The following is a 22,344-nucleotide window of genomic DNA, read 5'->3' as shown; positions in this document are numbered from 1 at the left end:
ATCGGCCGCCCTCTCGTCAGTCAGGAGAGACGTCGGTGCTGCCCGCCGGAGACGGCGGCAGTGCGGCATCCGCAGGGATGCCCGTGCGCGTTGACATTGCACCGATGCCCCGCGCGGTGGAAGGAGTGTCAGAGCTCGCGCCGGGAGCCGGCCCGCCGTTGCCGGCGGATGTCGTCGAGGTCACGGCGCCGGGAGCAGAAGTGGGCAGACCACCGCTGGGATCGATCGGCGCGCTGCGCGTCGCATCTGCGGTCATGGCGTCGCCGGCCGGAGGGATGACGCTGGATGCCGCATTCGCCCGCATCCCGTCCATGCTTGTCGCCTGCCGGTCGGACGACGGCGCAGAGACGTCAGCAGCAGGCAGGTCGACCACGACGGTCGGCGCATCGACGCTCGGCTGGTCGACACCGGGCACGTTCACGCCGGGCACATCCACACCCGGGAGCTGCGGCTCCTCGTCATCCGGGATACTCGGCTGCAGCCCGTCGACGACGGGATCGACTGCACTGCCGACGACCGGAGGAACGGTCTCGAGAACCTCATCCACGGCGCCCGCGGTCTCATCGACCAGATCGGTTGCGCCGAGGTCTTCGAGCACGTCGCCGACGACAGGAACGTCGCGCACAGCATCCGTCACGGGGGTCACGATCGCGCTGACGGGCGCTGACGAAGCGACCTTCTCGACCGTCTTGGTGACCGTGGTGACGGTGTCAGCGGTCTTCGCGACCGTCTCGGCGACGGGCTTGCCGACCACCGGGGCGGCGGCCACCGTCGAGGTCGTCTTCGACACGACCTTCTGGACGCTCTGAGTGACGGGGGCGGCGACCTGGTCGACCGTCTTCGTCGTGGTCTTGGCGACAGGAGCGACGACGTCGTCCACCGTGTCGCCGACGAGCGACGTCAGCCCCGAGAGCGGGGTGTCGGACGACTCATCCGCCTTGGCTCCGCCGCCGCCGACGAGGGCTGTCAGCGCGACCCAGGCGAGCACGACGAGAGCACCCCAGAGGTACACCGCAGGAATGCGGCGCCCGGTCGTCTCGTCGCCCATGACTGTCGTCCCCGTACATCCGATACTTCGGCTTGTTCGCGAGACGTTACCGCACGTCGCCGACGGAGTCCACCCCCTGTGAGGGCCGAGATCCGGAGAGGAGAAGAGGTGCGGCGGGTGTCTCGCGAAGTGGGAGCGAGACACCCGCCGCGGCGGAGGCAGGAAAGCCGATCCGCCATGAGGGCGGTCATGGAGAGGGGGTCCATGATCGCCCAGGGGCGTCGAATGCAGGTGAGACTGGGGAGAATCACCTGCAGATCGACGCCGCGCCGTCGGCGGCGCCAGGCCCTCCCCCGAAGGCGGGCGCTCTGCCGACGGGAGTCGTCAGGCCGGGATGCTGCGGCCGGCGCCGGAATGGGCGCGGTGCGCGGTTGCGCGCATGAGAGCTCCTGAGTGAGTGTCGAGCGGGTGGTGGTGCGACTCGAGAATCAGTCAGGGCGACAGTCGGTGGCCGCGGCGGGCCCGGCGAGTGGCCGGTCTGCCGCATTGGCGAAGGAGTTGAGACGGATGAGGCCGTGGCGGGATGCGAGACCCGTGACCTCTCCAGCCAGGGACAGGATCGAGGATGCTCCGGATGCGGCGGCGCATCCGCTCGAGGCTGCTGTGCTCGATGCCGGGCCGGGCACCGGGCCCTCGACAGGCGCCGACTCGGCGGCGATCACGGGAGCGGCGGTCGATGCGGTCGCCGGGGCAGCGGCGGATGTGTGGGGGGCCTTAAACGGCTTCGAGCTGTGGTGGGTGCCGACGGTGACCGCTCGCTCGGCATGGCCGGTGACCGCGCGGGCCTCCGCGTGACCGCGCGAGGTGTGCGCTGCGTCTTCTTCCTGGCCCTGACGTGCGCCGGCCGCTGCTGCCTGAGGGGAGGCGGGAGAGACGCCGACGTCGCTCTTCTGCATCGCGAGCGCGTGGCTGCTCTGCATCGCCTTGTCGTCGCCTCGAGCGTTGTCAGACACGGCGGCCAGGGCGGAACCGAGCGCGCTGCTCGCGGCAGCCGTGTTCTTCGCAGACGCGGTCGCCTTCTTGACGGGCGCTGCTGCCTTCTCGATCGACGCGGTCGCCTTCTTGACGGGCGCTGCTGCCTTCTCGATCGAGGCTGTGGCCTTCTTGACGGGCGCTGCTGCCCTCTCGATCGAGGCTGTGGCCTTCTTGACGGGCGCTGGTGTCTTCTGCATCGGCGCGGCGGCCTTCTCGGCGCGCGGCGTCACCTGCTTGGTGGCGGCGGCGGGGCCGGCCGTCCGCGCCGGGCGTTCGGCCGGTGTCGCCCTGCCCTCGTCGCTGTGACTCGCCCGCTGCTGCGCAGCAGCAGACGCGGAGGCACCGGGGGCGGCATCCGGTCGCTCAGCGGCCGACGCCTGCGAAGCCCCGAGGATCGACGCGAGCATCAGCCATGCGAAGACGCCGAGACCACACCACAGCCACAGGCTGCGGCGATCTGCAGATGCGAATCGCACGGAACATCTCCCCGGTGAGTCGTCCCTAGGCGGGCGGACGTAGCTCGACCGGGAGAATCTACCGCGGCCGTGGCGAGAAGTCCACATGACGGAGCGGGTGCGTGAAGGCCGCCGCGCCCGGGACGTATTCGCACTTGACTTTCCCCAGGTTCTTCACATCGGCTCGCGGCCTGAGCAAACCTTAAATCTCACGTTGAAGCGGAATCTCATCCACAGGGTGGGGAACAAGAGAAAACCCGATCAAGCGCTAAAAAAGATGTGGGAAGTGAAACTCTCCACCGGGTTGTCCACAGTCGTTCTGCACAGACACACCAGAGTTCTCCGCATCCTCTCCACAGAGTTATCCACAGGCCCGGTTGCATGGGGATAACTCGGCTTCTAGCTTTGGGGAGACCGGATGTCGGTGGTGGGTGCTCTGCTTGTGCCTGCAGCCGATCACCCAGCCGGTCGCAGGGGTCGGTGACGGGCGGCGAGTCGCGCCGGCCGGGGAGGAGCACGGTGTCGATCGCAGATATCTCAGACGAGCGTCTGGGCGGAACGCGCCCCCCTGAGCGGACCCCTCCGCACGACCTTCTCGCAGAGCAGAGCGCCCTGGGTGGCATGCTCCTCTCGAAAGACGCCGTCGCCGATGTGATCGAGACGCTCAAGGGCGCCGACTTCTACGTGCCGAAGCATGAGCTCATCTTCGAGGCGATCCTCTCGCTGTACTCGCACGGTGAGCCGACCGACGTCGTCGCCGTCACCGACGAGCTCATCAAGACAGGTGAGCTGGGTCGCGCGGGCGGTGCCGACTACCTGCACACGCTCACCTCGATCGTGCCGACAGCGGCGAACGCCGGCTACTACGCGGGCATCGTCTCCGAGCGCGCGATCCTGCGTCGCCTGGTCGACGCCGGCACGCGCATCGTCCAGCTCGGCTACGCGGGCGAAGGCGACGCGGCCGACATCGTCAACAACGCGCAGGCCGAGATCTACTCGGTCACCGGTTCAGAGACCGCCGAAGACTACGTGCCGCTCACCGTCGCCGTCGACGCCGCCGTCGAAGAGATCGAGGCGGCCAACGGCCGAGACGGCACGATGACCGGCATCCCGACCGGCTTCCGCGAGCTCGATGAACTGACCAACGGCCTGCACGGCGGTCAGATGATCGTCGTCGCCGCACGACCGGCAATGGGTAAGTCCACGCTCGCGCTCGACTTCGCCCGCGCCGCGTCGATCGGCCACAACGAGCCGTCGATCTTCTTCTCGCTCGAGATGGGCAAGAGCGAGATCGCCATGCGTCTGCTCAGCGCCGAGGGCGCGATCCCCCTGCAGAACATGCGCAAGGGAACCCTCGACCCTCGCGACTGGACCACCGTCGCCGCGACCCGTGGTCGCATCAACGATGCTCCGCTCTACATCGACGACAGCCCGAACATGACGCTCGTCGAGATCCGCGCCAAGTGCCGACGGCTGAAGCAGCGCGCCGGCCTGAGGCTCGTGGTGATCGACTACCTGCAGCTGATGACGAGCGGCAAGCGCGTCGAGTCGCGTCAGCAGGAGGTCTCGGAGTTCTCGCGCGCCCTCAAGCTGCTCGCGAAAGAGCTGCAGGTGCCCGTGATCGCGCTGTCGCAGCTGAACCGTGGTGCCGAGCAGCGCTCAGACAAGAAGCCGGCGATCAGCGACCTGCGTGAGTCGGGCTCGATCGAGCAGGATGCCGACATGGTGATCCTGCTGCATCGTGAGGCCGCATACGACAAGGACATCCGCCCGGGCGAGGCCGATCTGATCGTCGCCAAGCACCGAAACGGTCCCACCGCGACGATCACCGTCGCCTTCCAGGGCCACTACTCGCGGTTCAAGGACATGGCGCCTGGCGACTTCGGCGGCGGAGGCGGCGACTTCAACTGAGCGAGCTCCTCCCGCCGGATCGAGCCGGGCGGGAGAAGCCGGGTGCGATTCCCGTGAGGCCCCGAGGCCGAAGGACCACTCAGGCCACCTCGACGGCTGTGCTCTTCGACGGGTCGGGTTCGCGGCGCTTCCTTCGCGCCCAGCTCACCGGCAGATCGTCGCCGTCCCACACCTGGACGATGCCCCACACGGCGGCCGTGACGGGCACCGCGAGCACGGCTCCGATGAGGCCGCTGAGGGCCGTGCCGACAGCGAGGGCCACCAGGATCACGAACGCGTGCAGCTTCATCGTCCGGCCCATCAGGAAGGGCTGCAGCAGGTTGCCCTCGAGCTGGTTCACGAGCACGACGACGCCGACGACCAGGAGCGCGTTGATCCAGCCGTTCGCGACCAGGGCGACGAGAGCCGCGAGCACTCCGGCGAGCGTCGCACCCACGATCGGGATGAACGCCAGCAGGAAGACGAGCACCGCGAGCGGGATGGCCAGGGGCACCTGAAGGATGAGCAGGCCGATCAGGATGCCGACGGCATCGACCAGCGCCACTGTCGCCGTGCCGCGCACATACGACCCCAGCACCCCGACCGTTTTGTGGCCGATCCGGCGGGCGCGGCGCTCGTGCTCGCCGCGGAACGGACGCAGCAGGAACTCCCACATCTGCGGGCCGTCCTTCAGGAAGAAGAAGAGGATGGTGACCAGCAGCACGAAGCCGGTCACGAAGCTCGCGACGGCCCCCACGCCGGCCAGCGCGCCCGACCCGAACTGGGCGCTGGTGACGAAGTCGGTCAGCGTCGCCGTCCACTCCTCGAGCTGCTCGGGGGTGAAGAGCTGGAACGGCAGCGTCTCGGTCCATTCGATCAGGTGCTGGATGCCCTGCTGAGCCTGCTCGTACAGGTCGTCCCACTGATTCCGAACGGCCCAGACGATCAGCCAGCTCAGGCCGCTGAGCACGGCGACGATGGCGAAGAGGGTGATGATCGTCGCCGGCAGATCCGGCACGCGTCGCCGGCGCAGCCAGTTCATGGCAGGTGCGAAAGCGCACGCGAGGATCAGTGCGATCGCGAGCGGGATGGTCACCAGGGTGAGGTACTGGATGACGAAGACGATCGCCGCGGCGACCGCCACGATGACGATGATCTGGATCGAGCGGATGCCGAGCCGCCCGAAGCCGTCGGCCCAGAGGCTCCACGGCGGGCGGGTCGCACGGGGGTCGACGGTCGGAGATTCGATCAGGACGTGTTGCGGGCGGTCTCGTCGGAACAGGGCCATGCGGCGAGCCTAAGCGGCGCTCACACCGCCCGGCGGGGTGGTTGACCGCGTGGCGCGAATGCTGCACAGTGCGCCGTGGTCGCCCAGGCAGACGGTGACCGTCACCGGAATCCGGGGTCGATCGTCTTCGTGATGCGCGAGACGACCATCCAGGCGAATGCCGCGGCCGCGATCCACAGGACGTCGCCCACGACCGACACCCCGATCGCCGCGGTCAACGACGGCACGGAGTCGGCCGCCGTCGTCATCCGCGCCGACACGGCCGAGGCCACGCCCGTCGCGATCCACAGGGCCCACCATCCGCCGAGCATCCCGCCGCTGACCGCGGCGTGAGATCCGCGCACGATGTCCTTCATGTTCTGGAACGGGAACCACCAGGCCACCACCGGAATGAACCACGACCCCACGTGCCAGCCGGGTGAACGGCGCAACGACGCCGGCGGCACCGACGACGCCGCACGGTGCTGCCAGATCAGCCAGCAGACGCCCGCCGCGATCGTGATGAGACCGGTGAGACCCGCCAGTGCCAGCGACGCGGAATCGTAGGCCTGCAGGGCCCCTGGCCCGACGGCTCCCGAGGCGAACGAGTCGAGCAGCGAGATGCCCCACAGCTCGACGGCCATCGTGATCAGGGTCGCGATGGCGGTCGCCGCGATCAGCCAGCGCGTCGCCGTGCCGATGCCGCGCAGAGGGCGCAGGCCGATCGGCTGCGGCGCGGCGGCGTACGCATACTGCCCGGGGGCCTGCGGAGGCGCACCGTACGCCGGCGTCGGGATCTGCGGGTACCCGGGGTCTCCGTAGACGGGCACCGACGGCTGCGGGTAGGTGGGCTCGCCGTAGAGCGGAGCGCTCGGCGGTGCCGGGGGCGGCGCATAGACCGGAGGCGCGACAGGTGCAGACGGGTTAGCTGCCGGCGGCTGCATCGGCGGTACCGCCGGATCCGGTGATCCGGAGGGAACACGAGCGGGCTCAGGCGGAGGAGGGGGAGTGAGGTCGCTCATGGTGATCCTTCGGGTCGGTGATGCCCGAACAGTATCAGCGCCTCGGGAACTCAGGCAGGGGGTGGCGTCACGACTCCGCGGGCTTCATCGGCAGCTGCGGCCCGTGGTTCCACGCGAGGATCGCGGGCTGCTCCCGTGCGAACCCGAGTACCGACACCGACCCGGCGTCGAGTGAGATCGACGCCGCGAATCGCGGCGCCTGCCGCAGGAACACGGCGGTGAGGATGCGCAGGTAGTGGCCGTGCGCGACGAGAGCGACATCTCCGGATGCCATGGCCGGCAGCACCCTGGTGAGCACGCGCGATGCTCGGGCTGCGACCTCTTCGACCGTCTCGCCGGGGGTCTCGCCGCGGATCACGCCGTGGGCGAAGGTCGTCCAGTTGTAGCCGAGCTCTTCACGGATCTCTTTGGTCGTCCGACCCTCGTACCCGCCGTAGTCCCACTCGACGAGCAGCGGGTCGATGCCGGCGTCGAGCCCTGCCAGCTCGGCCGTGCGCCTTGCGCGCTGCAGCGGCGAGCTCAGAACGAGGCCGAAGTCGTACCCCTTCACCAGCTCACCCGCGGCGCGCGCGAGATCCTCGCCGTGCTCGGTCAGCGGGATGTCGGTGAGTCCGGTGTGCCTGCCTGTGCGCGACCACTCCGTCTCGCCATGACGCAGCAGCACGAGCTTGCCCTGCGGCGCGTCGGGGGCGGGGTGATCGGGCAGCGGGTCGGTGGCATCCACGCTCTCACCGTAACCCGCGATGCGGTCAGATCCGCTCGGCGACCACCCGCGCCGTCGCCGCCGGGTCGGGGCGGTGCATGACCGACTCGGGCACGATCACCCGTTCGGCGCCGGCGATCTCGGCGGCCAGCCGATCCGACGACCCGATCAGGAAGGGGAAGGTCTGCGCACCGCGCAGCACCGTGACCGGCCCCTCGACGGCGAGCAGCTCCGCGTCCGGCTGCCGCACGCGCGATGTGAGGCGCACGTCGTACACCGTCGACTGCCCGAGGGGAGCGAGCGCATCCAGCATCCCGTTCGTCCGGCCCGCGTCGACCATCTCGCTCGGCAGTCCGATGGCATCGAGCTGGAAGGTCGCGACGGCGTCGCTCGGCCGGCCGCCGTCGACGAGAGCCTGCAGGCGGTCGGCGAGCTCGGGGCCGTACCCCGAGCCATCGAAATCGATAGGCGGCTCTGAGAGGAACAGCGCCCCCGTCGGCACACCCTGCGATGCGGCGTACAGCGCCAGCACCGCACCGGAGGAGTGCCCGAGCACAGCATCCGCCCCGCCGGCGGCGGCGATCACCGCGGCAAGGTCGGCGACTTCGTCATCCGGACCCGAACCGTCTCGGTCGCCGCTTCCGCCCCGCGCCCGCCGGTCCCACGTGACAGCGCGGAAGCCGGCCTCGACGAGGGCATCGGCCAGGGGCGCGGCGTCGGCGGCCGTCGACAGGGCGCCGTTCACGATGACGACGGTGGGCCCGTCGCCTCGCGTGTGGAATGCGATGGAGGTGCCGTCTGCAGAGGTCGCGGTGGTCATGCGCACATCAAAGCACGGGCATCCGACACCTCACCAGCGGCACAGCGTCGTCACGGCACCAGCACGCGCGCAGCCTGCGGAAGGCGGGTGCGCACATCGAACGCCTCGACTGCGCCGAGGGGTCTGGCGCCGGGGATGCCGCCGCGCAGCACCGTGCGCAGCGCGCTGCGCCGAACGACCGCGACGAGCACGCCGCGCACCGATCCGAGCACCGTCACAGCCTCGTCGAGCTGCTCGTCGGGAAGTATCAGGATCGCGCCGGCGAACCGCACCCGGGCGGCGCGCGAGATCGCACGCACCCGCGACAGCAGATCGGCGATCGGCGTCTCGCCGCCGACGGTCGCGCCGATCACCTCGCCCTGGCGGAAGCGGACGGCGTCGCCGAAGTCCTCCGATGCGAGGCCGTACAGCCCGGCAGGGCCCAGCACCGCGTGCGACAGCTTCTGCGCGGCATCAGCTCCCGCCACCAGGTCGTGCCAGGCGGTGAACCCGATGCCGAGGTCGTCGATCGTCGAGGCGGTCGCCTCCTCGGAGAGGGCCTCGGCCAGCATCCGCCTCGCCTGCCACGGCGCCGCTCGCACGACGGCGGGGTCGACAGCCTCGCGTGCGCTCACGGGGCGATCCAGGTGATCGGTCAGCAGCTGCAGGTACCGCAGCCGGTGCCACGCACCGGCTGTGCCGTACGACCGGGTTCCCGGCCGGGTGCCCGAGCGGCGACCGGATGCCGATGGCGCAGCCCACGATCCGCTCGCGCGGTCGTATCGAGCACGCGCCTCCGGCGTGCCGATCAGCTCCCACGCCCGCTGCACGCGGATGAACAGCCCGGCGTCGCCGCCGGTGTCGGGGTGCGTCTGCCGCAGTCGCAACCGGTACGCTCGGCGCAGCTCGTCGTCGTCGGCGCTCGCCGCCACGCCGAGCAGCTCGTACGCGGATGCCGAGAGCGGGCCGTCGAAGGTCACCTTCACACGTTAGACGCGCGGTGCGAGCCGCGGGAAACGGGTCAGCCCTTCAGGAACTCCAGTGCCGCCATCCGGAACGCCTTCGCTCCTGGTGCGTTGAAGTGGTGGCGCCCGGGGATCTCGAAGAACGACGCCTGGGCCGCGGCGTCGGCGAGCCTGCGCGAGCCGTCGAGCACGGCGTCCTGCGAGCCGGTCGCGAACAGCACGGGCTGCTGCGGGGCGTGGGCAGGATCTGGGTCGATCGATCGTGAGTCGCGCATGCCCTCCGCGAGGGCCAGCAGCGCGTACAGGTCGTTCCCCGGCACCCGCTCGGCCAGCGCGATGTAGTTCTGCGTGACCGGGTCGGTGACGGGTGTGCCGTCGTCGGCGTACCGGCGCACCTGATCGGTGTCGAGCCGGTCGAGCGGGATGCCGTCCGGTACGCCGCCGAGCACCGCCCGCGGCACGCGGTCGGCGAGGTCGAGCGCGACCTGCCAGCCGACCCTGGCCCCTAGCGAGTATCCGGCGTACAGCGCCTCGTCGACGAGGAACGTGTCGAGCACCGCCTCGACGTCGCGCGCGAGGTTGCGCACCGTGTAGCCGGCGGCGTCGTGCGGCTTCTGGCTGGCCCCGTGGCCCCGCTGGTCGATGCCGATGATGAGGAAGCCCTCGCGCTCGAGCATCCGCACCCATCCGGTGTGCACCCAGGTGTCAGCCGTGCTCGACGCGAATCCGTGCACGAGCACGACCGTCGGTCCGTCCGGATCGCCCCACGAGTACGTCGCGAGGCCGACGCCGTCGCCGACCTCGATGTACTGGGGCTCGGGCATCTTGGTGAGAGCGGAGAGGATGTCGACCACCCCACCATCTTCCTCCTGTCTCGACGAGCCGAGCGCGGAGGTGTTGCGCTCACAACTCAGGAGAACCGGGCCGGAGGCCGCCGATTCGGCGCCCGCGGACCCGGTTCCGCAGCGGATCGCCTGAGTTATGACCGCGAGGAATCCGTGCCCTCGCCCTCCGCCTGCGACGGGTGGCCGTCGGTGTCGGGGTCGGGCCGCTGAGGCGGGTCGTTCGGATCCTCGCCCTCGGCCTGGCTCGGGTGGTCGCCGCCGCCCGACCGGCCGCTGGTCTCGGTCGTCTGCAGCCCCTCGTCGCGGCCGTCGCCCGCGGTGTTCTCCTCCGTGCCGAGCTCTTCGGCTGACGTGTCGTCGCGCATCGCTCCTCCTTCGTCGTGTCAGGCGACGCTAGACCAGGGCATGCGGTTCGCCGACCGGGTTGACAGGGTCAGCCGAACAGCTCGATCAGCTGGCCTTCGACGCGCCGCGACGGGTCGACGACGACACCCTCGTCGTACAGGTCGAAGACGCGGGGGTCGATGTAGCTCGCGCGGGCGACGGTGGGGGTGTTGCCCAGAGCGGATGCCGCGACGCGAACTGCCTGCGATGCGGCGCGCGAGCGCGCCGTGGCCGACGGCTTGAGACCGATCTCGGCGAGGGCGACGGCGGCGGAGATGGTGCCGTGCAGCGTGCGGAAGTCCTTGGCGGTGAAGTCGCCGCCGGTGCGCATCCGCACGTCGTCGTTGATGTCGGCGGCGCGAAGCGGATGCCAGTCCGCCCCTGCGTCGTCCTGCCAGCTCAGCAGCAGCGAGCGTCCGCCCCGGCGCTTGAGTCCCGTGATGAGCACGGCGAGGTCGGCGTCGTCGACCTCCGATTCCCACGGCTGTCCGCTCTTGCCGGGAAAGCGCAGCTCGACGAACCGGCCGCCGCGCACGCGGGCGTGCGAACCGCGCAGAGTGACCAGGCCGATGCTGCCGTGGGCCTTGGCGTACTGCTCGGATCCGACGCGCAGCAGGGCCGAGTCGAGCATCCGGAATGCCCCGGCGAGCAGCCGCGGCCGGCCGAACCCGTCGGTGCGCAGGTCGCGAGTCACGCCTCCCCTGGCGGCGGGGAGCACCTCGGCGAGCTGCAGCATGCGGTCGAACTTCTCGCGCGCCATCCGCTCATGCCATGCGGGGTGGTAGATGTACTGGCGGCGCCCGGCGGCGTCGATCCCCGTCGCGAGGATGTGCCCGTTCGCGTAGGGGCACATCCACACGTCGTTCCACGCGGGCGGCACGACGAGGGCCCGCAGGCGCTCGAGCAGCTCCGGATCGTCGATGGGGGCGCCGTCGGCGCCGAGGAAACGGTACCCGCGCCCGTGCCGCACGCGCCGGATGCCGGGGGAGTGCGGATCGCTTCGACGCAGTCGGGTCATGGCATCCGGACTATCCGACGACGCCGACTGCGGGCAAGCCCCTGGCGCTGGGGGCGCGAAAGAAATACGTGGCTCGTCCTCGACCTCGTCGAATCGTTTCGATAGACTGTGCAGAGCGGCGCCGTGACGATCCACGGTGCCGCCGTCTTTTTGCCGGCACTCTCGGCTCAGCCCCCTCAGCCTCTCTCCGGATCATCATGGCCACCACCCTCATCACGGGCCGCCCCTGGCGCGTCATCCTGCTGTTCTCCGTGCCCCTGCTCATCGGCAACGTCGTGCAGCAGCTGTACCAGTTCGTCGACACGATCGTCGTGGGTCGCTGGCTCGGCGTCGACTCGCTCGCCGCGGTCGGCGCGACCGGCAGCCTCATCTTCCTCATCATCGGCTTCGCGTGGGGTCTCGCGAGCGGGTTCGCGATCCCGACCGCCCAGGCGTTCGGCGCGGGGGATGCCCGTGGCGTGAGCCGCTCGGTCGCCACCGGCACCCTGCTGACGGCCGCCACCAGCGTGATCCTCACAGTGCTGGGCCCGCTCATCGCGCAGCCGTGCCTCGAGCTGCTGCAGACCCCTCCGGAGCTGCTCGCCGAGGCCACCGTCTTCACGCAGGTGACCTTCATCGGCGGCAGCACGATCATGTTCTTCAACTACCTCGCGGCGATCATCCGCTCGATCGGCGACTCCACGACCCCTCTGGTGTTCCTCGTGATCTCGTGCGGACTCAACGTGGGCCTCGTGATCCTGATGGTGGGCCCGCTCGGCTGGGGCGTGGCCGGCGCGGCCTGGGCGACGGTCATCGCGCAGGCCATCTCCGTGCTGCTGTGCCTGGGCTACCTGTGGCGCCGGCTGCCTGTGCTGCACGTGCACCGCGCCGATTGGAGGATCAGCCGCGCCGAGGTCGCCGAGCACCTGCGGCTGGGTCTGCCGATGGGCTTCCAGGCGTCGATCATCGCGATCGGCGCGCTCGTCGTGCAGGTCGCGCTGAACATGCTGGGCGCCGAGGCCGTGGCCGCCTACACCGCGGCGTCGCGCGTCGACAGTCTCGCCGTGGCCTTCCTCGCGTCACTGGGCCTGGCCGCATCGATGTACGCGGCGCAGAACCTCGGTGCCCGCCGCCCCGACCGCATCCGCCGCGGCACGATCCAGGCGCTGTGGATGGCCGTCATCACCTCGGCCGTGCTGGGTGTGATCATGATCGCCTTCGGTCAGGCGGTCGTGCGGCTGTTCGTCGGCGACGGCTCGGATGACGTGGTCGATCTCGCGCACCAGATGCTGATCATCAACGGGGTGACGTACTGGGTGCTCGGAGTGCTGTTCGTGCTGCGCGGTGTGCTGCAGGGAGTCGGCAGGGTGCTCGTGCCGACGGTGACCGGGGTGATCGAGCTGATCGCCCGCGTCGTCGCAGCGATCGTGCTCGGCGCGATGTTCGACTTCGCGGGGGTCGCGATGAGCAATCCGCTCGCGTGGATCGGCGCGGTCGCGATCCTCGTGCCGGCCTACGTCGCGGCGCACCGCGGCTTCGCCCGCATGCCCGTGGAGCCGGTCGAGACGACCCTGACCACGCCGATCGCCGTCATCGGCCCCGCTGAGGGGTCGAGGATGGTGGATGCGGTGTTCACGGCCCCGGTGCCCGTGGTCGCTCCGCGCCTCAGCGCCCTTCGTCTGCCGCGCCTCCCGCGGCGCCCGCGCTGACCTCGCAGGGCAGCGCGCACCTCGTCATGCGCCGTTCACGCGTCATCCCTCAGGATGATGCCGAATCGTTCCCTCGGCTGACGCATGGATGGGATCTCCCCGCGTAACCTTGATCCCAGAAGCACGCCGGGGGGCGGTGTGCGGATGACCGGGGGGTCGAGAATGTCCACTCTCGCAGTGACCAACACACTGGCGTCGTTCCTGGTGCCGATCGGCATCGCCGGAGCGGTGATGGCCGTCGTGTGCGCGCTCATCACGACCTTCGCGCTCGCGCGGGGCTCGGCGGGTCTCGCGGGCGGCGGTGCCGGCGTATGGATCGTGGGCGCGCTGCTCAGCCTGTGCGCATCGTTCGCCATGCTCTGGACGCCGTTCCTCATCGCCGTGGGTGCTCTCGTCGCGGCGTTCGTCGTCGGCGCTGTGCTCCGGAGGCTGTTCCGCGGCGTCACTCTGACCCGCACCACTGTTCCGGCGGAGACCCAGGTGCACGCAGCGGTGCAGGAGCCCGCGACGCCGGCGGCAGAGGCGTCGCCGCGCGCCGGCGCGCCTCGCACCCCGGCGCGCAGCATCCCCGCACGGGCGATCACCGAGACCGTCCGCGTCGCCTCCTGACCCCCAGCGCGGGCCGAACGGTCGCTACCGGTGGTCGCGGTCGAACTGCTGCCCAGCCACATCTCCGGATGCCACGCGCTCGGCCTCGCGCGCACGCAGCTCGACCCGGCGGATCTTGCCCGAGATGGTCTTCGGCAACTCGGGCACGAACTCGATGATGCGCACCCAGAGGTGCGATGACAGGCGCTCGCGCGCGAATGCGAAGATCTGCGCCGCGGCGTCGCGCTCGGCGTCGGCCCCCATGCCGGCATCGCCGTGCAGGCAGACGTACGCCTTCGGCACGGCGAGCCGCGTCTCGTCGGGGCTGGGCACCACAGCGGCCTCGATGACGAGATCGTGCTCGAGCAGTACGGACTCGAGCTCGAACGGCGAGATCTTGTAGTCCGACGCCTTGAAGACATCGTCGGCGCGGCCGATGTAGGTGAGGTAGCCGTCGTCGTCGCGCACCGCGATGTCGCCGGTGTGGTGATAGCCGCCGGCGCGTGACTCGGCGGTCTTCTCCGGATCCTCGTAGTACCCGGCCATCAGACCCAGCGGCTGCTCGGCGAGGTCGAGCGCGATCTCCCCTTCGCGATCGGCCGGCAGCCCGGTGACCGGGTCGAGCAGCACGACGGGATAGCCGGGCAGCGGCCGGCCCATGGAGCCGTCCTTGACCACCTGGCCGGGGGAGTTGCCGATGCAGGCCGTCATCTCGGTCTGCCCGAAGCCGTCGCGGATGGTCGAGCCCCAGGCGTCGCGGACCCGGCTGATGACTTCGGGGTTCAGCGGCTCACCTGCGCCCACGAGCTCGCGCGGCGGGTGGCTCAGCCGGTTCAGGTCGGCCTGGATCAGCATCCGCCACACCGTCGGGGGCGCGCAGAAGGTCGACACGCGGTGGGTGTCCATCACCTGCATGAGCGTGTTCGCGTCGAAGCGCTCGTAGTTGTAGACGAAGACCGTCGCCTCCGCGAGGAACGGCGAGTAGAAGCTCGACCAGGCGTGCTTCGCCCAGCCGGGCGACGAGATGTTCAGGTGCACGTCGTCCGGCCGCACACCCAGCCACCACATGGTCGACAGGTGCCCCACCGGGTACGAGACGTGGGTGTGCTGCACGAGCTTGGGCCGGCTGGTGGTGCCGCTGGTGAAGTAGAGCAGGGCGGTGTCGGATGCCGGGGTGGGACCATCGGGCTCGAATGCCGTGCTCGCGTGGTGCGAGGCGGCGAAGTCGTGCCACTCGGCGGGCGCCTCGCCGACGGCGATGCGCACGAGATCCGTGGTGGCCGAGTCCGAGGCATCCGCCACCCGCCCGGCCAGCCCGCCCAGCGCGACCACGCCGCGCGCGCGGCCGTGGGCGATCCGATACGCGAGGTCGGATGCCGAGAGCAGGGTGGATGTGGGAATCGCGATGGCACCGATCTTGGTGATCGCGAGCATGATCTCCCACAGCTCGATCGTGTTGTTCAGCATCACGATCAGGTGGTCGCCCCGCCGGATGCCGAGGTCGCGGAGCCAGCAGGCGACCTGGTCCGATCGGGCCGAGAGTTCGCCGTACGTCCAGGTGCGCACCGTCAGATCGGCCGACACGATCTGCACGGCGGGGCGGTCGGGCATCTCGGCGGCGACGACGTCGAACCACTCGAGGGCGAAGTTGAACGAGTCGACCTGTGGCCACGAGAACCCGGCGACGGCTCGGTCGTAGTCGGCTCCGTTCGCGAAGAGGAAGTCGCGCATCTCGCGGATGGCGGTGGTCGCTGCGGTGGCGGCGCGGGTCATCGAAGGCTCCCTTGCTCGATTCGGACCCCTCCATCTTCACTCAGCCGCGCCGACAACGATTTTGTTGACAACGTACAGAAACCGAGTGTCATGGGATCCGGAACTTGGTTTCGGCGGCCCAAGTACCACCCGCCGTGGCGGTTCGTCCCTACGCTCGCTCCGGGCGACGACGCCCCCCGACCCTGGAGTGCTCAATGACGAGTGGTACCCCTCACGCGCACGGAATCGGCATGCGCATCTTCGTCGTCGTGCTCAGCATCCTGCTGGCCGCGATGGTGTTCCTCTATTTCGCGACGACCGGGCGCATCGCCGCCGGTGCCGCCGAGCTCGCCGATGGATCGTCGGCCGCGCACGACGGCTCGACGCAGCTCGCCTCCGGTGCGACGACGCTCGCCGACGGCGCGGGCGAACTCGCCGACGGCACATCGGCTCTCGCCGAAGGCGCGACGGCTGCCCGCGACGGCGCGAGCAGGCTCAGCGACGGCGCAACGAGCGCGGCCGCGGGCGCACTGAAGCTCGCTGAGGGAGCGACCACGCTCAGTGCCGGCGCGTCGACAGCCGCCGACGGCGCGTCGAAGCTCGACGGCGGGGCCTCCAAGGCGTACGCCGGCTCGCTCAAGGTGACCGGAGGCGCAGGATCGGCCAGCGCGGGAGCCCGCAAGCTCGCCGACGGCGCGGCCAGGGCATCCGGCGGCGCCGACCAGCTCGCCGTGGGTGCGCAGGCCGCAGCGGCGGGTTCGAAGCTCGTCTCGGGCGGTGCCGCTGCCCTTGCAGACGGGGCCCGGAAGGTCGCCGGCGGTGCCGGAGCCCTGGAGGACGGCTCACGGCAGGTGGCTGGAGGGGCCGTGAAGCTCTCGTCGGGCGCGACGTCGCTCTCGTCCGGTGCATCGACACTCGCGACCGGTGCATCCGACCTCGCGACGGGTGCCACCTCGCTCTCGTCCGGTGCGTCGGCGCTCGCGACGGGAGCGGGCGAGGCCAGTGCGGGTGCTGCCAGGATCTCGGCAGGCGCGACCGGCCTCTCGGCCGGTGTCGCCGCCGCTCACGACATCTCGTCGAAGCTGCTCGCCGGCGCTGCCGACCTCGACGCGAAGCTCTCGGGCGGCGTCACCGACCAGGTGCGCATGCTGGCCGACCCGGCGACCAAGACTCAGCTCACCGGCCTCGCCACGGCGGCACCCGCCACGGCGCAGAAGCTCGCCGACGACCTGGCGAAGCTCGCTGCAGCCGACCCCTCCAACACCGAGCTGGCGAACCTCGTGCAGGTGTCGATCGCTCTGAAGCAGCAGGTTCAGGGCATGGCGGCGCCGACCGCGGCTGCATCGTCGCTCGCCGAGGGCCTGGTGGCCGCATCCGCCGGCGCGCACGCTGTCGCGAGCGGCGCGACCACCCTCGTACAGGGCGATGCGAAGCTGGGCTGGCCGGGAACGGGCGGGCTGAAGGTCGGGGCGGCAGATCTCTCCGCAGGAGCCGAGGCTCTGGCCGCGGGTGTCGCGAAGGTGTCGGCGGGTGCAGACAGTGTGTCCACCGGCGCGGGCAGCCTGTCCGCGGGCGCCGGAACGCTGTCGGCGGGTGCGGGCGCTGTCTCGACGGGCGCCGGCGACCTGTCGGCCGGCGCGGGCACGCTGGCAGCCGGCGCCACCGAGGTGCACAAGGGCTCGATGGCTCTCTCCGACGGCGCCACGGCGCTGTCTGCCGGTGCAGGCGACCTGGCCACGGGCGCGGCTGATCTCCAGGCCGGCAACTCGCGCCTCTCGGCCGGTGCGGCCACCCTCTCCGGGGGCCTCAGCACCCTGGCATCCGGATCGGGCGACCTGCGCGACGGAACCGCCAAGCTCGCCGCTGGCGCCGCCGATCTGACGGCGGGGCTCATGGAGCTCTCGTCGGGCGCCGGGCGCCTCAGCACCGGCGCGCAGACGCTCAGCGCGGGCGCGACCAAGCTCGAGACGGGCGCCGGCGAGCTCGCTGCGGGCACGTCGAAGCTCAGCACCGGGGCATCCGACCTCAGCACCGGAATCGGCGCGCTCTCAGACGGCGCGACCGCCGTCGACGAGGGAACGGCGAAGCTCGCCGCCGGCGGCGGCGAGCTGTCGGGCGGCGCGACCAAGCTCAGCGACGGTAACGGCAAGCTGGCCGCCGGCTCGGTTCAACTCGCGTCGGCGACCGCGAAGGCGGCGCCGTCGATGCTGCCCTGGATGCTGGGTCTGGGCCTCGCCGGTCTGATCGCGATCGGCTTCTGGGCCGGACACCGCATCAGTCACCGGCGCGCGCTCGCGAGCGCCTGACGATCCGCAGCTCGCTGGCGATGATGCCCAGCACCACCAGCATCCCGCCCAGCAGGGCCGCGGCCGGAAGACGCTCACCCGCGATGCGTCCGATGGCCGCGGCCCACACCGGCTCGCCGGCGTAGATGATCGTCGCCCGGGTCGGCGAGACCGACTTCTGGGCCCAATTCATCGTCAGCTGGATCAGGCAGCTCGCCGCTCCCAGCCCGACGCCGGCCACGACCCACACCCACGAGAAGGCGGGCACAGTCTCGCCCGTGAACGGCATCGTCGCGAAGCCCAGCAGGCCGGCGGTGACCAGCTGCACGACGGTGATGCGGCCGAGGTCGATGCGGTTCGCGAACAGGCTGATCAGGATGATCTCGCCCACGATCGGCAGCGTGCTGATCAGCGTCGCGGTCTCGCCGACGCCCAGCGAGAAGGTGAGCGCGGCAGGACCCGCGATGAGCAGCAGGCCGGCGAACGCCAGCCCGGCGCCGAGAAAGGCCAGCGCGGGCGGGCGCCTGCGGAAGAACAGCCACTGCGCGAACGGTACCATCGGCACATACAGCGCGGTGAGGAATGCCGACGTGCTCGAGTCGATGGTCTGCAGCCCGAGAGTCTGCAAACCGTAGCCGCCGTAGATCATCGCCCCGATCGCGGAGCCGGCTCCGATGTCGGCCCAGGTCATGCCCCGCAGCGACCGGCGGAAGATCAGGATGCTGATCGCGCCGGCCACGAGGAACCGCAGGCCGACGAAGAACCACGGGCCGGAGTGCTGCATCGCCCAGTGCACGAGCAGGAACGTGCTGCCCCAGACGGCGGTGATGGCGATGAGGGCGAGCTCCTGCGGGCGCAGGCGCATCCAGCGAACACGAGAGGGCACAGTAGATTCTCGCGTCTTCGCAGAGGCTGTGCGGAACGGATGACGGCGCGATGGACAGATGCCGGTCCGGATGCCGGAGATCGCGCCGACTCGTGGACGGGCGTCAGCGGCGGCGGGGAGTCGCGATGGCGTGGGACAGGCCGATCGTGAGCCACAAGGCACCGATCCAGGTGATCATCGTGATGAGCAGCGAGCCCGAGATGAGCGCTGAAACCAACGTCGCGGCGCCGATGGCTGCCAGTGCCCAGCCAGTCCATCGGTGACCGATGATCAAGAACACCGCAAGTACGGCGACCACGACCCCGAGCACCCATCCGCCTCCCTCGATGCCGACGCTGGGGCCGCCCCCGTCGACGTCGCTGTAGTCGGCGTAGCGACGAGGCATCGCGCCGAAGGGCAGGGAGAGGCCCAGGATGAGAAGGAATCCGACGATTGGCATCATCGTGAGCACGGCGCCGACGAGTCGCCAGATCCAGTTGAAACCGCGACCAGACGACAGGTATCGCCACACGATCAGCCCGGACCACGCCAGCATCGCTGCGGGCATGAAGATGTCCCCGGGGACGAACCAGCTGACCACGGCCGCACAGGTCAGCGCTGCGTCGCAGAGCAGTGCGCTCACCGCTCGTGCGGTCCGAGGGACGACAAGCGGGATCGCGGTGAGCAGTGCGGGAATCAGGGCGAGAAGAGCCGCACCCACCCCCATCGTCTCGGCGATGGTCGCGGTGGGAGTCATCGTCACCAGGCCATCGGGATCAACGGAGGTCGTCACCAGTTCCTGCGTCGGCATGATGAACGCCGCCACCGCGCCGATCACGATGGAGACCCCGAGGGCCGTGCCCTGCAGAACGCGCCACGCGCGCTCCGCGCGGGCGTCGACGGCCGGGGCATCTGCGCCGAACTCCTCGATGGCACGATCCGCGATCTCTTGCGGCGAGCCGAGGCCCCTGATCGTCTCATCGACCGCCCGGCCGGCGTCTGCGGCATCGGCAAAGTGACCGCGCAGGTCGTCGAGCACCGCGGTGCGGTGGGTGGGGGCGATGGTGTGCAGCATCCGCTCCACGGATCGCAGGTACGTGTCTTCGGTGTTCATGCTGCCCCCTCGATGATGGTGTCGACCTCGACGCCGATCGCGCGCCAGACCTCGATGAACGTCATCAGCTGCTCGCGCCCGGCGGCAGTGATCGTGTAGTACCTGCGCGGCCGGCCGCCGCCGACCGCTTCGGTGCGGGTGTCGACGACACCGCCGTCGCGCATGCGGGCCAGCAGCGGGTACAGGCTGCCCTCGCCGGCGATCAGGCCGCGGCCCTGCAGGTCGGATGCCAGATCGAGGCCGTAGCGCTCGCCCGCGGCGAGCAGCCCGAGCACGCAGAGCTCGAGCACCCCTTTGCGCAGGTTTGTGGCGATGCGCTCGATGCTCTCGGTCATGGCATCAGAGTAATCATGCAATGCAAGTATTGCAATATAAGGTTAGGGCACCAGGGCCGGGGCTTCGCAGAGGCGGCGCGGGTAGACTGGACGGGTCACCTATCTGAGGACTGTCATGCCCGCCGCTTCCGCCTCGCGCACCGCGCGCCCGTCAACGGGGCGACCCTTCACCACGCGCTCTGTGCAGCTGGCGCGCGCTCTCATGGCGGCCGTCGCCGCACTCATGATCACGTTCTCGCCCGACCACTCCGCGGCCGTCGGCCTGTCGGTGTTCGGCGGGTTCGCGATCGTCACCTCGCTCGTGCTGATCGCGGGCGCGGTCATCGTGCACCGGGCGGGCCAGCGCTGGCCCGCGGTGCTCATGGGCGCCATCACCCTCGTGCTCGGCATGGCCGCGAGCATCCCCGCCTGGCGCACCGACGCGCTGTTCTTCGTGCTCGTGATCACCTGGGCGGCCCTCACCGGTCTCGTCGAGCTGATCTGGGGCATCCGCACCCGCGGCCAGGAGGGTTCGCGCGACGCGATCACCATCGGCGCGCTGGGCCTGCTGCTCGCGCTGCTGCTGCTGGTGATCCCCGTCGGGTTCGTGCAGAACTACGCGGTCGAGGGACAGGCCTTCTCGCTCACCGGCATCATCATCGGTGTCGGACTGTTCGGCGGCTATGCGGCCATCGTGGCGGTGTTCCTCGGAATCGCGGGCTTCGCGCCAGCGACGAAGAGCGCTGAGGCGAACGGCGAGACGACTGCTGGGGCCGACCGCCTGGCCGACCACGGAGGAGAGGCATGACCGACCACAAGCCGACGCGCAAAGAGATCCTGCGCCCGCTGCACCTCGTGGGCATCGCGCTCGCCGCCGGCATCTTCGCCACCGTCGTGACGCTCGTCTCGACCGGCGCCTTCACCCAGCGCGTCAACCTCTCGATCGCGAAGGGCACCTACGAGGGCCTGACCCCGCTCGGTCTCGGTCTGGTCATCGGAGGCGCCTCGTTCATCGTCACGCTGCTGGGCCTCGCGATGCTCATGCTCGCGGTCGATCCCGCCGATGTCACCAAGACCATCGACCGGCCGGTGCTGTTCGACCAGGACGAGCCCCCGTCGACGTCGAAGCCGGGCCCGTCGAACGCCGACGGTCGCGACGCCGGTGACGGCCGGGATGCCGGCGACAGCCGCGCGCCCGCATCCTGACGCCCCTGCGCTCTAGCCCTCCGGCAGCGTGAGCTGCAGCAGCCGGTCATCGTCGGCGCCGGGTGATCCGCGTCCGTCGGTGTTGTTCGTCAGCACCCAGAACGTGTCGTCGGGGCCGGGGACGACGTCGCGCAGCCGGCCGAACTCGCCGGTGTGCAGCGCCCACGGCTCGACGCTCGGCGTCTTCGTGTCGTAGACCCAGAGTAGCTCTCCCCGCAAGCCGGCCACGAGCACGACGTCGTCGACCACGGCGATGCCGCTGGGGCTGGACTCATCGGGCGCCCACACCGCGACAGGGTCGATCGCATCGTCGACCCGCGCGAACCCTTCGTGATCCGGCCAGCCGAAGTCGCCACCCGCCTCGATGCGGTTCAGCTCGTCCCACGTGTTCTGCCCGAACTCGCTCGCCCACAGCGTGCCGTCGGCGGTCCACGCGAGACCCTGCACGTTGCGGTGACCGAGGCTGTAGACGGCGGTGCCGAACGGATTGCCGGGCGCGGGCTCTCCGGTCGCCGCCACCCGCAGGATCTTCCCGCCGAGGAAGTCCCGGTCGCGCGCGCGGTCGCGCTGGCCGGCGTCGCCCGTGGCGATGTACAGCATGCCGTCGGGGCCGAAGGCGATGCGGCCGCCGTCGTGGTTCGATGCGCGCGGGATGGCCTCGACCACGACCTCGAGCGCAGCGACGTCAAGGGCCAGGGACCCGGGGTCGCCGGTCAGGGGCATCCGCACCACCCGGTTGTCTTCCTCGGCGCCGTGGTACGCATACAGCCAGCGTGCGTCGTCGTCGTCGAGCACCGCGAGGCCGTGCAGCCCCGATTCGCCCCCGGAGACGACGCCGGGCACGACGCCCGCTTCGCGCAGGTCGCCGGATGCTGTCAGCTCGAGCACCTCGCCGCCGTCGCGCTGCGAGATCAGCGCGCCGCCGCCGTCGAGCCGCACCACCGACCACGGCGCCTTCAGCCCGCTCGCGAGCGTGACCGCCTCGGCGTGCGCCATGGCGGGAGGCGGGGTCATCGCGGGCGTGGGGTTGCCAGGGCCCGAGCACCCGGAGAGCAGGAGAGCGCCGACCAGCAGGGCGGGTGCGACCATCCGTCTCATGACGGTGCTCCTCTCAGACGTGTGCCCTCAAGCATCCGCCACTTCGGGCCGCTGATCCAGCCC

At 70.5% G+C, this 22,344-nt stretch carries 21 protein-coding genes; 6 read left to right on the top strand and 15 right to left on the bottom strand.

Going from position 1 to position 22,344, the window contains the following annotated elements; translation table 11 throughout:
- Positions 1-16: 16 nt before the first annotated feature.
- Positions 17-1,048 (bottom strand): hypothetical protein, encoded by a 1,032-nt coding sequence (locus tag JOE67_RS08105; RefSeq protein WP_204974967.1) that lies wholly within the window; start codon positions 1,046-1,048, stop codon positions 17-19.
- 428 nt (positions 1,049-1,476) lie between these two features.
- On the bottom strand, positions 1,477-2,499 hold the full coding sequence (locus JOE67_RS08100) for a hypothetical protein (RefSeq protein ID WP_204974966.1): 1,023 nt from the start codon (positions 2,497-2,499) through the stop codon (positions 1,477-1,479).
- 498 nt (positions 2,500-2,997) lie between these two features.
- Between JOE67_RS08100 and dnaB the strand changes: the two genes are divergently transcribed.
- On the top strand, positions 2,998-4,389 hold the full coding sequence (dnaB, locus tag JOE67_RS08095; RefSeq protein WP_204974965.1) for a replicative DNA helicase: 1,392 nt from the start codon (positions 2,998-3,000) through the stop codon (positions 4,387-4,389).
- Between the two features lie 79 nt (positions 4,390-4,468).
- On the opposite strand, the gene JOE67_RS08090 is transcribed toward dnaB, so the two are convergent.
- The 8 genes from JOE67_RS08090 to JOE67_RS08055 all read right to left on the bottom strand — a co-directional run bounded on the left by JOE67_RS08090 (position 4,469) and on the right by JOE67_RS08055 (position 11,371).
- Positions 4,469-5,656, bottom strand: coding sequence for an AI-2E family transporter (locus JOE67_RS08090; protein WP_204974964.1), 1,188 nt, complete (start codon positions 5,654-5,656; stop codon positions 4,469-4,471).
- Between the two features lie 101 nt (positions 5,657-5,757).
- Complete coding sequence (locus JOE67_RS15650; RefSeq protein WP_204974963.1) at positions 5,758-6,657, bottom strand: DUF4328 domain-containing protein; 900 nt, start codon at positions 6,655-6,657, stop codon at positions 5,758-5,760.
- A gap of 67 nt (positions 6,658-6,724) precedes the next feature.
- On the bottom strand, positions 6,725-7,381 hold the full coding sequence (locus JOE67_RS08080) for a histidine phosphatase family protein (protein ID WP_338041537.1): 657 nt from the start codon (positions 7,379-7,381) through the stop codon (positions 6,725-6,727).
- Between the two features lie 25 nt (positions 7,382-7,406).
- Entirely contained in the window at positions 7,407-8,180 is a 774-nt protein-coding gene (locus JOE67_RS08075) for an alpha/beta fold hydrolase (protein WP_204974962.1), read from the bottom strand.
- A gap of 50 nt (positions 8,181-8,230) precedes the next feature.
- Positions 8,231-9,139, bottom strand: coding sequence for a J domain-containing protein (locus JOE67_RS08070; protein WP_338041536.1), 909 nt, complete (start codon positions 9,137-9,139; stop codon positions 8,231-8,233).
- Positions 9,140-9,180: 41 nt separating this feature from the next.
- Complete coding sequence (locus JOE67_RS08065; RefSeq protein ID WP_204976785.1) at positions 9,181-9,948, bottom strand: alpha/beta fold hydrolase; 768 nt, start codon at positions 9,946-9,948, stop codon at positions 9,181-9,183.
- Positions 9,949-10,103: 155 nt separating this feature from the next.
- Complete coding sequence (locus JOE67_RS08060; protein ID WP_204974960.1) at positions 10,104-10,334, bottom strand: hypothetical protein; 231 nt, start codon at positions 10,332-10,334, stop codon at positions 10,104-10,106.
- A 68-nt stretch (positions 10,335-10,402) separates the two neighbouring features.
- Entirely contained in the window at positions 10,403-11,371 is a 969-nt protein-coding gene (locus JOE67_RS08055) for a DNA topoisomerase IB (protein WP_204974959.1), read from the bottom strand.
- A gap of 197 nt (positions 11,372-11,568) precedes the next feature.
- Here JOE67_RS08055 and JOE67_RS08050 point away from each other — a divergent pair, with 197 nt between their 5' ends.
- Together JOE67_RS08050 and JOE67_RS08045 are read left to right on the top strand one after the other, a co-directional pair.
- Positions 11,569-13,059, top strand: a complete 1,491-nt coding sequence (locus JOE67_RS08050; RefSeq protein WP_204974958.1) for an MATE family efflux transporter — start codon at positions 11,569-11,571, stop codon at positions 13,057-13,059.
- A 177-nt stretch (positions 13,060-13,236) separates the two neighbouring features.
- Positions 13,237-13,668 carry a hypothetical protein gene (locus JOE67_RS08045; RefSeq protein WP_204974957.1) on the top strand — a complete coding sequence of 144 codons (432 nt, stop codon included), beginning with the start codon at positions 13,237-13,239 and terminating at the stop codon, positions 13,666-13,668.
- A gap of 24 nt (positions 13,669-13,692) precedes the next feature.
- Here the strand turns inward: JOE67_RS08045 and JOE67_RS08040 are convergent, their stop codons facing one another.
- The gene (locus JOE67_RS08040) at positions 13,693-15,420 is read right to left on the bottom strand and encodes an AMP-binding protein (protein ID WP_204974956.1); all 1,728 of its coding nucleotides are present in this window, start codon (positions 15,418-15,420) and stop codon (positions 13,693-13,695) included.
- A 230-nt stretch (positions 15,421-15,650) separates the two neighbouring features.
- Here JOE67_RS08040 and JOE67_RS08035 point away from each other — a divergent pair, with 230 nt between their 5' ends.
- Positions 15,651-17,705, top strand: coding sequence for a YhgE/Pip domain-containing protein (locus JOE67_RS08035; protein WP_204974955.1), 2,055 nt, complete (start codon positions 15,651-15,653; stop codon positions 17,703-17,705).
- Here the strand turns inward: JOE67_RS08035 and JOE67_RS08030 are convergent.
- The 3 genes from JOE67_RS08030 to JOE67_RS08020 form a co-directional block, all read right to left on the bottom strand.
- On the bottom strand, positions 17,674-18,570 hold the full coding sequence (locus tag JOE67_RS08030) for a DMT family transporter (protein WP_338041535.1): 897 nt from the start codon (positions 18,568-18,570) through the stop codon (positions 17,674-17,676). The genes JOE67_RS08035 and JOE67_RS08030 overlap by 32 nt on opposite strands.
- A 103-nt stretch (positions 18,571-18,673) precedes the next feature.
- Complete coding sequence (locus JOE67_RS08025; protein ID WP_204974954.1) at positions 18,674-19,663, bottom strand: HAAS signaling domain-containing protein; 990 nt, start codon at positions 19,661-19,663, stop codon at positions 18,674-18,676.
- A complete protein-coding gene (locus JOE67_RS08020) occupies positions 19,660-19,998 on the bottom strand; it encodes a PadR family transcriptional regulator (protein ID WP_204974953.1) in 339 nt (112 codons plus the stop codon). Before JOE67_RS08020 ends, JOE67_RS08025 begins: the two co-directional genes overlap by 4 nt.
- A gap of 115 nt (positions 19,999-20,113) precedes the next feature.
- Here JOE67_RS08020 and JOE67_RS08015 point away from each other — a divergent pair, with 115 nt between their 5' ends.
- Both JOE67_RS08015 and JOE67_RS08010 read left to right on the top strand, forming a co-directional pair.
- Positions 20,114-20,785: an acyl-CoA synthetase gene (locus tag JOE67_RS08015; protein ID WP_204974952.1), complete on the top strand. Its 672-nt coding sequence runs from the start codon at positions 20,114-20,116 to the stop codon at positions 20,783-20,785.
- Positions 20,782-21,183, top strand: coding sequence for a hypothetical protein (locus JOE67_RS08010; RefSeq protein ID WP_204974951.1), 402 nt, complete (start codon positions 20,782-20,784; stop codon positions 21,181-21,183). Before JOE67_RS08015 ends, JOE67_RS08010 begins: the two co-directional genes overlap by 4 nt.
- 12 nt (positions 21,184-21,195) lie before the next feature.
- On the opposite strand, the gene JOE67_RS08005 is transcribed toward JOE67_RS08010, so the two are convergent.
- Positions 21,196-22,281: a PQQ-dependent sugar dehydrogenase gene (locus tag JOE67_RS08005; protein ID WP_204974950.1), complete on the bottom strand. Its 1,086-nt coding sequence runs from the start codon at positions 22,279-22,281 to the stop codon at positions 21,196-21,198.
- Between the last annotated feature and the right edge of the window lie 63 nt (positions 22,282-22,344).

The sequence above is a fragment of the Microbacterium esteraromaticum genome (assembly GCF_016907315.1).
GTDB classification, from domain to species: Bacteria; Actinomycetota; Actinomycetes; order Actinomycetales; family Microbacteriaceae; genus Microbacterium; species Microbacterium esteraromaticum.
Note: the sequence above shows the minus strand (reverse complement) of the source record. Positions and strands in the feature narration are given on the sequence as shown.